The sequence below is a fragment of the Mycobacterium nebraskense genome (assembly GCF_002102255.1).
GTDB classification, from domain to species: Bacteria; Actinomycetota; Actinomycetes; order Mycobacteriales; family Mycobacteriaceae; genus Mycobacterium; species Mycobacterium nebraskense.
Genome location: NZ_LQPH01000011.1, coordinates 1 through 12,406, shown reverse-complemented (window position 1 = coordinate 12,406; position 12,406 = coordinate 1). Strand labels below are relative to the sequence as shown.

Here is a 12,406-nt window from a genome sequence, read left to right as displayed (position 1 = left end):
ACGCCCCGGCGCGGTTTGCACTCGACAGGCGGCGGGTAGGAACTCTGGGATGAACGCTGATAACTCCAACCTGACGGTGGGCAGCGGGACCTCTACCGCGGCCGGACCCGCGCAGGGTGGCAGCGATCCCAGAAGTGGTAGCCGCAACGTGTGGCCGTGGGTCAACTGGGGCCTGGCGCTGGCCACGGTGCCCGCCGCCGCCATCGTCATGCTTTTCGCGCTTGGCGCGGTGATGAGTACCGACGGCTGCAGCGAGAGCAGTTGCCCCAACCTGGGCCACGGCGGGATCAATTTCGGGGTCGCGTTCTACGGCGCGCCCGCCGTCGCCGTGGTCGTGATCGTCATTTCGCTTTTCACCGCGAAGCGCCGCGGCGGCATCGCCGTTCCGCTGTGCGGATGGGCGCTGTTGATCGCCGACGTCGCGCTGATGGCGGCGAGCGTCTCCGGTTAGCGCGGCCGTCAGCCGGGCGGCGAGAAACCACCCGGTGCTGGATTGGGTGGGGCCTGCTGCGGTGCGCCCGGATTCGGCCATGGGACCGCCTGCTGTTGTGGCGCGGCCGGCCAGGTTGGCCACGGCGCGGCGGCCGCCGGTGGCATGGCGGGACGAAGCCGGGCCAGTTCGCGGCGGTGCCGTTCGGCGAGCACGGCGGCCAGCACCAGTTCCGGCGGGGCGCCGGGCGGGGGTGGCGGGGCAATGCGGGACACCACGTCACCGGCGATGCGGTACGCCATCTGCAGCCGTAACTGTCGATCGAGTTGCGGTGCCCGCGAAAGGAATTGGCGTGCCACCTCGGCTTGGCCGGGGGACAGGCCGGAAAGTTGCAGCGACGACGCCCACCAGGCCAGCGGCGGCGGCATCACCGGCGGGGGACCCAGGCGGGGACCGCGTTCGTTGATGACGACGGTGCCGGCGAAGATGTCACCGATCCGCTTGGCCTTCGGCGACAGGATGCTGCAGATGACGGCCGGACTCCCGAACAGCATCCAGATCTCCACGACCGACGACAGGCCGCGGAAAAGGGCCTGCCGGAAGCGTTCTGGGCCGCCGTCGTCGGACACCACGCGCAGGCCCATCGCGATCTTGCCCACCGAGCGCCCGCGGGTTGCCGTTTCGAGGATCACGGGATAACCGAGGATCACCACGACCGTGAAGATGAGCAGGATGGCGGTGCTCAGCGCGGAGTCGAACTGGGTGAGCGTGGCGGCCCACAACATCAGCCCGAGCAGATAGCAGACGAAGATCACGGCGATATCGATCAGTGCGCTCACAGCCCGCACCGGCAACTGGGCGATCTGCACATCGAGCACGACGGCGTCGCCGGTCACCACCTCCGACATAACACCGAACGGTACAGGGCGATTAGGCTGCGCAGGGTGGACGTCGACGCCTTCGTGCTGGCCCATCGCGGGACCTGGGACCGCCTCGACCGGCTGGTGGGTAGGCGTCGCTCGCTGAGCGGCGCCGAGGTCGACGAGCTCGTCGAGCTGTACCAGCGGGTGTCCACCCACCTGTCGATGCTGCGCTCGGCATCCTCGGATTCGCTGTTGATCGGTCGGCTCTCGAGCCTGGTCGCGCGCGCTCGTTCCGTGGTCACCGGTGCCCACGCGCCGTTGAGCAGTACGTTCGCCCGGTTTTGGACGGTGTCTTTCCCGGTGGTCGCCTACCGGTCGTGGCGCTGGTGGCTGGGCACGGCGGTGGCGTTCTACGCGGTGGCAGTGGTCATCGCGTTCTGGGTGGTCGGCAATCCGGAGGTCCAGTCGGCGCTCGGAACACCAAGCGACATAGAACAATTGGTCAACCACGACATCGCCTCTTACTACAGCGAACATCCCGCCGCGGCCTTCGCCCTGCAGATCTGGGTGAACAACTCCTGGGTTGCCGCGCAGTGCATCGCGTTGTCGGTCCTGCTGGGACTGCCGATTCCGATCCTGCTGTTTCAAAACGCCGCCAACCTGGGACTGATCTCCGGGCTGATGTTCCAGGCCGGCAAGGGCGGCGTCCTGCTCGGGCTGCTGATTCCGCATGGGCTGCTGGAGCTGACGGCGGTCTTTTTGGCGGGGGCGGCCGGGATGCGGCTGGGGTGGTCGGTGATCTCGCCGGGTGACCGGCCCCGCGGACAAGTGCTTGCCGAACAGGGCCGCGCCGTCGTGTCGGTCGCGATCGGTCTGGTGGGCGTGCTGTTGGTCTCCGGGCTGATCGAAGCGTTGGTGACGCCCTCGCCGCTGCCGACGTTCGTTCGGGTCGGCATCGGGATCATCGCCGAGGCGGCCTTCCTCACCTACATCGTGTATTTCGGTCGCCGCGCGGCGAAGGCCGGCGAGACCGGCGATATCGAAGACGCGCCCGACGTGATTCCGACGAGCTGAACCGCTCTAGAGCCGGCCGGTGGCTTTCATCGCCAGGTAGCGGTCGGCCAGGGCGGGCGCCAGTTCGGTGGGCGGTGCGTCGACGACCTCCACCCCGCTGCGGCGCAGGCGCGCCGCGATCGCGCGGCGGTCGTTGCGGGATCGCTCGGCGGCCGCCGCGTCGTACACGGCGGCCGGATCCGAACGCCCGGCGGCCATTTGGTCGACCCGAGGGTCGGCGACCGCGGCAACCATCAGGTGATGTTTCGCCGCCAACTGCGGCAGCACCGGCAGCAGGCCCTCGTCGAGAGCGGTCGCGTTGAGGTCGGTCAGCAGCACCACCAGCGATCGGTGGCGGGCGCGGCGCGCAATGGCGGAAACCATTGCGGTCCAATCCGGTTCGAGCAGCGCCGGTTGCAGGGGGGCCATCGCCTCGACCAGCTGGGCGAGCAGCTCGGTGCGTGACGCGCCGAACACGCCGGCCCGGCTGACCCGGTCGTGCGCGAGGAAGTCGACGTGGTCGCCGGCCCGCGACGCGAGCGCGGCCAGCAGCAGCGCGGCGTCCATGGACCAGTCCAGCCGGGGCCAGCCCGCGGGATCGGCGGCGGTCGGGTCGACGCCCACCCGGCCCGCCGCGGTGCGCCCGGTGTCGAGCACGATCACCACGCGCCGGTCGCGTTCGGGGCGCCAGGTGCGGACTACGACGTCGGCGCGACGCGCGGTCGCGCGCCAGTCGATCGACCGCACGTCGTCACCGACGACATACTCGCGCAGCGAATCGAATTCGGTTCCCTGCCCGCGGATCAGCGTCGGCAGCAGCCCGTCGATCTCGCGGAGTTTGGCCAGCCGCGCCGGCAGGTGCTTGCGGGACAGGAACGGCGGCAGTACCCGAAGCAGGCCCGGCACCGCTTGCGACCCCTGCCATCCCGCCAGCCCCAGCGGGCCGATGGATCGGGCGGTGACCACCGCCGCGCGCTGCTCGCCGCGTCGGACCGGCCGCAGCTGGGACTGGACGTGCTGATGGTGCCCGGCGGGGATGTTCACGGGATGAATGCGGGGGCGCGCGCCGGCGCTGGGCGGCCAGGCGTCGCGGACCTGGCCGCGGAACCGCCGCCGGCCGTCGTTGTGGATCAGCAGCCCGACGTCCACTTGCTGTGCGAGCCGGACGGAGCGATCGGGGGAGCGGATGTAGCGCAATCTGCGGGTGCTGGCCGCCAGCGCGATGTCCACCGTCACCACGACCGCCAGCGTGACCAGCAGAACGGCGAAAGTCCTTGCCGGCCAGGGTGACAGCGCGATGGGAAGGACGCACATCAGCGCGACCAGCCCGGTGCGTCCGGTCAGGACCACTAGCGCGGCACCGGAACCGACGCCAAGATCCCGTCGAGCACGCCGTCGGGCGTGGCCCCTTCGAGCTCGGCCTCGGGGCGCAGCATCACCCGGTGCCGCAGCGTCGGGCGGGCCATGGCCTTCACGTCGTCGGGGGTGACGTAGTTGCGGCCGGACAACCAGGCCCAGGAACGGGCCGTGGCCAGCAGCGCGGTCGCCCCGCGCGGCGAGACGCCCAGCTGCAGCGCGGGGGAGGAGCGGGTGGCCCCGACGATGTCGACGATGTAGCCCAGGACCTCGTCGGCGACCAGCACGTGCCCCACGGCGTCGCGTCCGGCCGCCAGTTCGGTGGGCCCGGCCACCGGTTTGATCGCCGACAGGTCGCGGGGATCGAAGCCGTGGGCGTGCCGACTGAGGATGGCGATCTCCGAATCCCGCGGCGGCAGAGTCACATTCAGCTTGAGCAGGAATCGATCCAGCTGCGCTTCGGGCAGCTGGTAGGTGCCCTCGTATTCGACGGGGTTCTGGGTCGCGGCGACGATGAACGGGTCGGGCAGTGGCTGGGCCACGCCTTCCACGCTGACCTGGCGCTCTTCCATCGCCTCGAGCAGCGCGGCCTGGGTTTTGGGCGGGGTCCGGTTGATCTCGTCGGCCAACAGCAGATTGGTGAACACCGGGCCGGGCCGGAACGCGAACGCGGCGGTGCGCGCGTCGTAGACCAGCGAACCCGTGACGTCGCCGGGCATCAGGTCGGGGGTGAACTGCACCCGCTTGAACTCCAATTGCAGCGCGGCCGCCAGCGCCCGGACCAGCAGCGTCTTCGCCACTCCCGGAACGCCTTCCAACAGCACATGACCGCGGCACAGCAGCGCGATCACCAGGCCGCTGACCACCCCCTCCTGCCCGACGACGGCCTTGGCCAGCTCGGTACGCAACGCCAACAGCGCGTCTCGCGCCGACTCAGCGGTGGGGGTCTGGGCGGGGGATGGGGACTGTGTCACGTCCGTGTGACCTGCCTTTCGATGTCGTCGAGCGCACGGGCAAGTTGTAACAGGTCGTCATCGGTCGCCGGGGGCGGGCCGAACAGCTGGTAGGAAACGAATGCCGGATCGGCCCCGCTGCGCCCGGCCACCGCGGCCGCCACCGCCGGCGCCGGCGCCCCGGTGCTCAGACCCAGCCGGGGCAGCAGCCGCTGCAGTGTGGCGGTGCGCAGCGCCGCGGCGGCGCGATCGCGCGCCCGGCGGGAACGGTACAGCCGGCCGCGGCCCTCGACTGTCTCCGACGCGCGCACCACGACGGGCAGCTCCTCGGCGACCAGCGGGCCGGGCCGCCGGCCCCGCCACAGGGCGACCAGCAGCACGACCAGGCACAGCTGCCAGACGATCCACGTGACGTTCTGCGGGATGAGGTCGGTAATCGAGCCCGGCGGCGAAGACTCACCCTCGACGCGGTGGGGCGCGTACCAGACGAGCCGGGGCCGGGCGCCCGCGAGGTTCATCGCCAGGGCGGCGTTGCCCGCCTGCAACAGGGCGCCGTTGGTCAGGAAGTCAGAGCTGCCGACCGCGGTGATGGTCCGCCCGCCATCCCGGAAGCGGATCAGCGCACCGTGGTAGCAACGGGTCATCGCCCGGCCATCGGTAGCGCGGTAGGTATCGCTGGGGCCGAATCGAACCGGCCCGGCCCGGGTGGCCTCGCGCAGAGTGCAATCGGGGTCGGTGTCGAACGTGTCGGCCGCCGAGAGGTGCAGGCCGGGCATCAGTGCCTCGCGGGTGCGCGCCGTCGGCTCAACGAGAAGCAGATCGCCGGGCGCCTTCGCCAACCGGTCCAGCAGCGGGTCGGTCAGGTATTGGCTCTGCGCCACCAGGATCAGCGCGTCCGGGCGCGCCGCTCGTTCGACGCCGGCGATGCCGTCGGCCACCACGACGTCGACCCCGCCGCCGCGCAGCAGCGCCACCAGCGCATGGGTACCGTCGGGCCCCGTCGACGCGGGATCCATGCGCGCGCCGGGCCGCGGCGCGGTCAGGTAGGCATCGGCGCCGGCGATGGTGGCGAGCACGACCAGGGTGAGGATCACCCAGCGCCAGGACCGCCGGCGCTGCACCGCCGTCGGGGCGGCGGCTCGGGGACGCCCGATGGTCGCCATCACCGCACCTGCGCCCACGAGTCGGGCGCGGCGGGTTGCCCCGGCCCCGCGAGGACGGCCGCCGAGCGGGACCGCAGGTGGTCGTCGAGGTCCGCGATCATCCGATATGCGCTCGGTGTTCCGGGTTGCTCGCCGTAGGTGACGTCGTTGAAAGCCGTTGCCGCCTGCGATAATTCGCCCGCGAGATGGGGTAATGCGGTGCCGGCGTCAGAGGCCAGCTCGTTGGCGGTGCGGCCGGGCGCCGGGTTGAGCACGCCGGTCTCCTCGAGCTGGCGGGCGACCGCCCGCAGCCGGTGACGAATCGCCGCGGCCCACTCACCTTGCGCCGCATAGCTTTCGGCGGTCGCACGATGCTGGGCCGCGGTTAGTTGGGCGGCTTCGAACAACTGGTAGTCGCCGCCGCGGTTGGTGCGCATGGTACGCCGCGCGAGGTGGACGGCAGCCGCCAGCGCGATCGCCAGCATGATGAAAAGCACCGTCGCCGTAAGCCATCCGCCGGGCAGCGAGGACGTCTTCTGCAGCAGCCGATAAATCGTCTCGTTCAGCCATTCGGCTAGCTGTTGGTCGGCGGAGCCTTTGGCGTAGATCGGTTTGTTGAGCTCGTCCTGCGCGGCCTGATGCGCGGCATCGCGGTCGATGTCGATGGAGGGCACTGTCTCACTCGTCCTCAGACCGGCCGCGTCAGCCAGAGATTATCGGTGGAGCCGGCCGCGTACGGCCCGCCGGCGGCGCCGGTCTGCAGCACCAGATCGAAGGCCTCGGCGCGCATCCGGCGGTCGGTATAGAGCAGCGCGATGACGCCCGCGTTGAAAGGCGCGGTGATGATCTCGCCGATCGCGGCGCCCACCGACGCGACCGCGGTGCTGACCAGGAAAGCCGAGGTGGACGAGGTGATCAGGAAGAACTGGCTGACGATATTGAACGGCACGGCCACGGCGCCCGCGACCACGGATGTCACCAGGAGCGTCAGCGCCCGGATGCCCAGCACCCGCCAAAAGCCGTTGCGGACCAGCGCGAACGATCGGGTGATGGCGTCGAGGACGGGCAGCCGCTCCAGCACGATCAGTACGGGCGCGAATAGCACCACCGTGTACAGGTACACCAGCAACGCGATCACGGCCAGCGCCAGCGGCAGGCCCAGGACGACCACCGCCGCGGCGCTGCCGATCGCCGCCAGCACCGCGACGATCACCGCCACCAGGCCCACGACAACCGCGATCGCGGCGCCTTCCAGCACAGCGAGACCGAGCAACGGCAGCAGGCGCCCACGGATCTTGGTCCACGTCTCCCCGATGGTGATCGGCGACCCGAACACCGCGCGCCCGACGATGACGGTGAGCATCCCGGACAGCAGCATGCCGCCCAGCCAGGCGACCAGGACGCCGGCGCCCATCGACGTCAACCAGGCACCGAGGACCCCGGTGCTCAGCTCCCTGGCGTGATCGGTCGTCAACCTGCCGTAGGCCGCCAATGGCCCGAAGACGGCGACCTTCGTGACGATCTGGATGATCACCACCACGATGGCGGTCAGCCCCAGCGTCGCCTTCGGATTGGCCCGGACGTAGCCGACCGCGCCGTTGAAGATATCGCCCAGGGTCAGCGGCCGCAGCGGGATGATGCCGGGTTTGACCGCTCCCGGAACCAGTTGCGGCGGGCGGTATTGCCACGGCGGCGGCCCGTATCCTGCCGGGGGCCCGTAGCCGGGTGGTGGGCCGTAGCCGGGCGGTGGGCCGTAGCCGGGCGGGGGCGGGCCGTAACCCGGTGGCGGCCCAACCGGATAGCCAGGTGGCGGTGCGCTCACCGTGTTCCGCGGCGTTTGCGGGCGGGCCCGTCGTTCGTCATGGGCTCCATCCTGTCGGTGGTCCGGGCATTTCTCAATCATGGCCAGGCTGCCGGCGCGTAGCGTCTCTGGCATGGCCGAACTCAAATCCCGGCTGCGGGCCGACCTGACCGATGCGATGAAGAGCAAGGACAAGCTGCGCACGGCGACGCTGCGCCTACTGCTCGCCGCGATCCAAACCGAGGAAGTATCCGGCAAACAGGCCAGAGATCTCTCCGACGACGAAGTCATCAAGGTGCTGGCGAGGGAATCCCGCAAGCGTGCCGAGTCAGCGGAGATCTACACCCAGAACGGCCGCGGGGAGCTCGCCGCCAACGAGCACGCCGAGGCGCGCGTCATCGACGAATATTTGCCGACGCCGCTCACCGAGGCCGAGCTGGCCGACGTCGCCGACACCGCCATCGCCCAGGTCGCCGAGGAGATCGGTGAGCGCCCGAGCATGAAGCAGATGGGCATGGTGATGAAGGCGGCCACCGCGATCGCGGCCGGCAAGGCCGACGGGGCCCGATTGTCGACGGCGGTCAAGGAGCGGCTGTAGAGACCACCACCCGGGTGCCGTCCGGGGCCCGCCTGGTGACGCGCCGGGCGTCGAGCTGCTCCAGCAACGGCACGGCGACCCGGCGGGTGGTGCCCAGTGCGCGGCGCGCGTCGCTGACGGTGAACGGCTGCGGCAGCGTGGCGAGGACGCCGGCCGCCCGGTCCAGCACGCCGGATCCCAGGACGACGCCGTCGGCGATCCGCGTCAGCCGCCCGGCGCGCACCGCCGCGGCCAGCTCCCGGGGTCCGAGCTTGAGGTCAGCCAGTTCGTCGGCCTCCGGCGCCCGAAAGGGCTCGGCGGCCAGCCACTCCTCGATGGTGCGCACCGCCTTGTCGACGCGGGCCGGCAGGGCCGCCCCCGGCGAGCGGACCAACCCGTCGGCCACTTCAAGGCCGGTGCCCTCGAGCAGCCTCGGCAGTAATTCGGCGGCGGGCAGCCCGACCCGTTGGCGCAGCGTCTCCAGCGGCATCCCCGCCGCGATGTCGTAGTCGTCGGACCAGCGCCGCACCGCCGCGGTCGCGCACTCGCGCCGCCCGGCCCACCAGTCGGGGTCCACCACCCAGTCGCCCACCCGGCGCCCGGAAAGCGGCAGGCCCATTGCCCGCAGTTCGGCCACCCGGGCGCAGGCGGGCGGGCGGGCCCGGCCGGTCGCCAGCTCCGCGGCGCGCTGCCGCGCCGCGCCGCGGCGGCGCAGCGCCGGCGGTCGGACGTCGAGCACTTCGATCCCCGCCGCAATCCGGTGCTCCCCGGGATCGCGCAGCAGCCCGACGTCTCCGACACGCAGCGGTAGGGGCTTCGCCAAGCGCAGCCGCGCCGCGGCCTCCCCCAGCTGGCGCACCTGCACCGGCACGGCCGCGGACCCGATGTGCAGCACCAGCTGGCGGTGCAGCGCGTCCGCCGACCGCAGGGCAACGTCGATCTCCGCGGTGTCCAACCACACGCCCGGCGTCCGAACGGTGTCGCCGCGACCGATGTGCTGGCGGTCCACGCCGCGCAGGTTCAGCGCGACGCGCGCGACCGCGCCGACCGCCGTCTGATCACGGCCCAGCGATTGCAGCCCGCGCACCGCGACGCGGCGGCCGGCGTGTTCCAGCTCGTCGCCCACCCGGACCGTCCCGGCCGCTAGCGTGCCCGTCACCACCGTGCCCGTGCCCCGGACGGTGAAGCTCCGGTCGACCCACAGCCGGACGTCGGCCTCGGGGTCCGGGGCCGGCAGCCGGTCGGTCAGCGCCAGCAGTTCCGCGCGCACCCGCTCGAGGTCGGTGCCGATCGCGACGGGAACGTCGGCGAGCGAGGTGGCGGCGAACCGTTCGCGCGCCTGCCCGATGGCCGGACCCGGATCGGCGAGGTCGGCCTTGCTGATCACCAGCAGCCCGTGGCGGACCCCGAGGGCGTCGAGCGCCGCGAGGTGTTCGTCGGACTGTGGCATCCAGCCCTCGGTGGCGGCGACGACGAACACGACGGCCGGGACGGCGCCCACCCCGGCCAGCATGTTGGTCACGAACCGTTCGTGGCCGGGCACGTCGACGAACGCGAGCTGGCGGCCGCCGATCTCGGTCCAGGCGAAGCCGAGGTCGATCGTCAGGCCGCGGCGCCGCTCCTCGGCCAGCCGGTCCGGCCACATGCCGGTGAGCCGGTGCAGCAGGGTCGACTTGCCGTGGTCGACGTGCCCGGCGGTGGCTAGGACGAACATGCCAGCACCGCCGAGGCCAGCAGTGCGTCGTCTTCGGGCGCCACGGTGCGTAGGTCGAGCAGGCACCGGCCGGCCTCGATGCGACCGACGACCGGCGGGCTGGCTGCGCGCAGCGCGGCCGCGTAGGACTCGGGCAAGCTCACGGCGGCGCTGGGCAATTCGACGTCCGGTGCGCCGCCGCCGCCGATGGCCGCGACGCAATCCACCGCCTCCGCGTCCGGCAGCTCGGCGGCGAGCGACTCGGCACGGGCGCGCAACTCGGCCACGTCGGCGACCAACGCCTCGGCGACCGGCGGTGGCGGGCCCGTCAGGGTCGCTTCCAGCGCGGCGAGGGTGAGCTTGTCGACCCGCAGGGCGCGCGCCGCCGGATGGCGACGCAGCCGCTCGATGAGCTCGGCGTCGCCGAGGAGCAGGCCGGCCTGCGGGCCCCCGAGCAGCTTGTCGCCGCTCGCGGTGACCAGGTCCGCGCCGTCGCGCAGCGTGGACGTCGCGTCGGGCTCGTCGGGCAGCAGGGGATGCGGGGCCAGCAGCCCGGAGCCGATGTCGACCACCAGGGGGACGCCCAGCTTCGCCAATTCGGCCACGCCGACCGCCGAGGTGAACCCGGTGACGTGGAAGTTGGACGGGTGAACCTTCAGGACGAAACCGGTCTGCGGCCCGATCGCCTCGACATAGTCGCGCAGGCTGGTGCGGTTGGTCGTTCCGACCTCGCGCAGCCGCGATCCGGTGGAGGCCAGCAGCTCGGGGATGCGGAACCCGTCGCCGATCTCGACCAGCTCGCCGCGGCTGAGCACGATCTCCTTGCCCGGCGCCAGCGTGAGCGCGGCCAGCAGCAGCGCGGCGGCGTTGTTGTTGACCACGTGCACGCCCTCGGCGGTGGGCACCGCCCGGGCCAGCGCGGCCAGCGCGCCCCGGCCGCGGCGGCCGCGGCGGCCCGTCGCCAGATCCAACTCCACATCCGTGGTCCCGGCCGCGGCGACCACCGCGTCGACGGCGGCCCGCGACAGCGGCGCCCGGCCCAAATTGGTGTGTACCAGCACACCGGTGGCGTTGATGACCGGCCGCAGGCTCGACGCGGTGGGTGGGAGCGCGGCGACGGCGTGCTCGGCGACGAACTCGGGCTCGATTTCCCCGGCGCGCGCCCGCTGTTGCGCGTCGGCGATCACGGATTTCACCAGCGCTCGGCCCAGCACCCGCTGGGCTTCGACCAGGCGCGGATCGGCGAGCAGCACGTCGGTGCGCGGCACCCGCCGGCGCGGGTCACTCATTGCAGGCTCGAAGAAGTATGGCGGAGGCGGACGGGAATCGAACCCGCCAGCGGCAGCGTCTGCCGTTCGACGGTTTTGAAGACCGCGCCGGTCACCAGACCGGAGACGCCTCCTCGGACCATGGCGACAATTATGTATCCCGTGACCTACCGACTGACTCAGTACGCCCACGGTGGCGGCTGCGCCTGCAAGATCCCGCCGGGCGAGCTGGAGGATGTGGTCCGCGGGCTGGGGGCGAGCGCGCCGCGTAACCCGGTCGGCCAGTTGCTGGTCGGCCTGGAGCACGGCGACGACGCCGCGGTGGTGCGCATCGAGGGTGGGACGGCGCTGATCGCGACGACGGACTTCTTCACCCCGGTGGTCGACGACGCCTACGACTGGGGCCGCATCGCGGCCACCAACGCGCTGTCCGACGTCTACGCGATGGGCGGGCGTCCGGTGGTGGCGGTGAATCTGCTGGGCTGGCCTCGCGATGTGCTGCCGTTCGAGCTGGCGGCCGAGACGCTGCGCGGCGGGCTGGACGTCTGCGACCTGGCCGGCTGCCACCTCGCGGGCGGCCACAGCGTCGACGACCCGGAGCCGAAGTACGGGCTGGCGGTCACCGGAATCGCGGACCCGAACCGGTTGTTGCGCAACGACTCCGGCAAGCCCGGCACGCCGCTGTCGCTGACCAAGCCGCTCGGCGTCGGCGTGCTCAACAGCAGGCACAAGGCCACGGGCGAGCGCTTCGAACAGGCGATCCAGGCGATGACCACGCTCAACGCCGATGCGGCCGCCGCGGCGTTGGCCGCCGGTGTCGAATGTGCTACGGACATAACGGGTTTCGGCCTGCTCGGGCATCTGCACAAGCTGGCGCGGGCCAGCGGCGTGACGGCGATCGTCGACGCCGCGGCGGTGCCCTACCTTCAGGGCGCGCGGGAGGCGCTGGCGGCCGGCTACGTCAGCGGGGGCACGCGACGCAACCTGGACTGGGTGGCGCCGCACGTCGACCTGTCCGCCGTCGGCGAGGACGAGGCCCTGTTGCTCGCCGACGCGCAAACCTCGGGCGGGCTGCTGATCGCCGGCGAGATCCCGGGCGCGCCCGTGATCGGGGAGCTGGTGGCGCGCGGCGAGCACACGATCGTGGTGCGCTGACCTCCTCGGGGTCTCGGCCCCGCGCACTAGGCTTGGAGTCAGTGTCAGGGTGAGGTTGCCGCGTGGTGCGGTGGTTGGATCCTGATCACCTGGTGTCTGGCTCGTAGGCTCGGTG

12 protein-coding genes and 1 tRNA gene are annotated in these 12,406 nt (G+C 71.8%); 4 read left to right on the top strand and 9 right to left on the bottom strand.

The genetic code is table 11. From position 1 onward, the window contains the following. The first annotated feature begins 49 nt into the window (after nucleotides 1-49). Complete coding sequence (locus AWC17_RS01430; RefSeq protein WP_046184321.1) at nucleotides 50-451, top strand: hypothetical protein; 402 nt, start codon at nucleotides 50-52, stop codon at nucleotides 449-451. A gap of 8 nt (nucleotides 452-459) precedes the next feature. Here the strand turns inward: AWC17_RS01430 and AWC17_RS01425 are convergent, their stop codons facing one another. After that, nucleotides 460-1,338: an RDD family protein gene (locus AWC17_RS01425; protein ID WP_046184320.1), complete on the bottom strand. Its 879-nt coding sequence runs from the start codon at nucleotides 1,336-1,338 to the stop codon at nucleotides 460-462. A 36-nt stretch (nucleotides 1,339-1,374) separates the two neighbouring features. Between AWC17_RS01425 and AWC17_RS01420 the strand changes: the two genes are divergently transcribed. After that, nucleotides 1,375-2,367: a stage II sporulation protein M gene (locus AWC17_RS01420; protein WP_046184319.1), complete on the top strand. Its 993-nt coding sequence runs from the start codon at nucleotides 1,375-1,377 to the stop codon at nucleotides 2,365-2,367. Nucleotides 2,368-2,373: 6 nt separating this feature from the next. Here AWC17_RS01420 and AWC17_RS01415 read toward each other — a convergent pair whose 3' ends face one another. From AWC17_RS01415 to AWC17_RS01395, 5 genes are read right to left on the bottom strand one after another with little or no spacing between them, the layout of a single operon-like run. Beyond that, nucleotides 2,374-3,696, bottom strand: coding sequence for a DUF58 domain-containing protein (locus tag AWC17_RS01415; protein ID WP_085164165.1), 1,323 nt, complete (start codon nucleotides 3,694-3,696; stop codon nucleotides 2,374-2,376). Further along, entirely contained in the window at nucleotides 3,696-4,676 is a 981-nt protein-coding gene (locus AWC17_RS01410) for an AAA family ATPase (RefSeq protein ID WP_085164163.1), read from the bottom strand. The genes AWC17_RS01415 and AWC17_RS01410 overlap by 1 nt, the downstream gene beginning before the upstream one ends. Then, on the bottom strand, nucleotides 4,673-5,818 hold the full coding sequence (locus AWC17_RS01405; RefSeq protein ID WP_047322486.1) for a DUF4350 domain-containing protein: 1,146 nt from the start codon (nucleotides 5,816-5,818) through the stop codon (nucleotides 4,673-4,675). Before AWC17_RS01405 ends, AWC17_RS01410 begins: the two co-directional genes overlap by 4 nt. After that, nucleotides 5,818-6,471, bottom strand: coding sequence for a DUF4129 domain-containing protein (locus AWC17_RS01400; RefSeq protein ID WP_085164161.1), 654 nt, complete (start codon nucleotides 6,469-6,471; stop codon nucleotides 5,818-5,820). Before AWC17_RS01400 ends, AWC17_RS01405 begins: the two co-directional genes overlap by 1 nt. A 14-nt stretch (nucleotides 6,472-6,485) precedes the next feature. Further along, on the bottom strand, nucleotides 6,486-7,733 hold the full coding sequence (locus AWC17_RS01395; RefSeq protein ID WP_208618352.1) for a hypothetical protein: 1,248 nt from the start codon (nucleotides 7,731-7,733) through the stop codon (nucleotides 6,486-6,488). On the opposite strand from AWC17_RS01395, the gene AWC17_RS01390 reads away from it, so the two are divergent. Beyond that, nucleotides 7,732-8,196 (top strand): GatB/YqeY domain-containing protein, encoded by a 465-nt coding sequence (locus AWC17_RS01390; RefSeq protein WP_046187137.1) that lies wholly within the window; start codon nucleotides 7,732-7,734, stop codon nucleotides 8,194-8,196. The genes AWC17_RS01395 and AWC17_RS01390 overlap by 2 nt on opposite strands. Here the strand turns inward: AWC17_RS01390 and AWC17_RS01385 are convergent. The 3 genes from AWC17_RS01385 to AWC17_RS01375 form a co-directional block, all read right to left on the bottom strand. Then, nucleotides 8,180-9,889: a selenocysteine-specific translation elongation factor gene (locus AWC17_RS01385; protein ID WP_085164159.1), complete on the bottom strand. Its 1,710-nt coding sequence runs from the start codon at nucleotides 9,887-9,889 to the stop codon at nucleotides 8,180-8,182. The two genes, AWC17_RS01390 and AWC17_RS01385, sit on opposite strands and share 17 nt — an antisense overlap. Further along, entirely contained in the window at nucleotides 9,877-11,157 is a 1,281-nt protein-coding gene (gene selA, locus AWC17_RS01380) for an L-seryl-tRNA(Sec) selenium transferase (RefSeq protein WP_047322452.1), read from the bottom strand. The genes AWC17_RS01385 and selA overlap by 13 nt, the downstream gene beginning before the upstream one ends. 18 nt (nucleotides 11,158-11,175) lie before the next feature. Continuing rightward, a tRNA-Sec gene (locus AWC17_RS01375) sits at nucleotides 11,176-11,270 on the bottom strand. Between the two features lie 19 nt (nucleotides 11,271-11,289). Between AWC17_RS01375 and selD the strand changes: the two genes are divergently transcribed. Next, nucleotides 11,290-12,291, top strand: coding sequence for a selenide, water dikinase SelD (gene selD, locus AWC17_RS01370; protein ID WP_276038783.1), 1,002 nt, complete (start codon nucleotides 11,290-11,292; stop codon nucleotides 12,289-12,291). The last annotated feature ends 115 nt before the right edge of the window (nucleotides 12,292-12,406 follow it).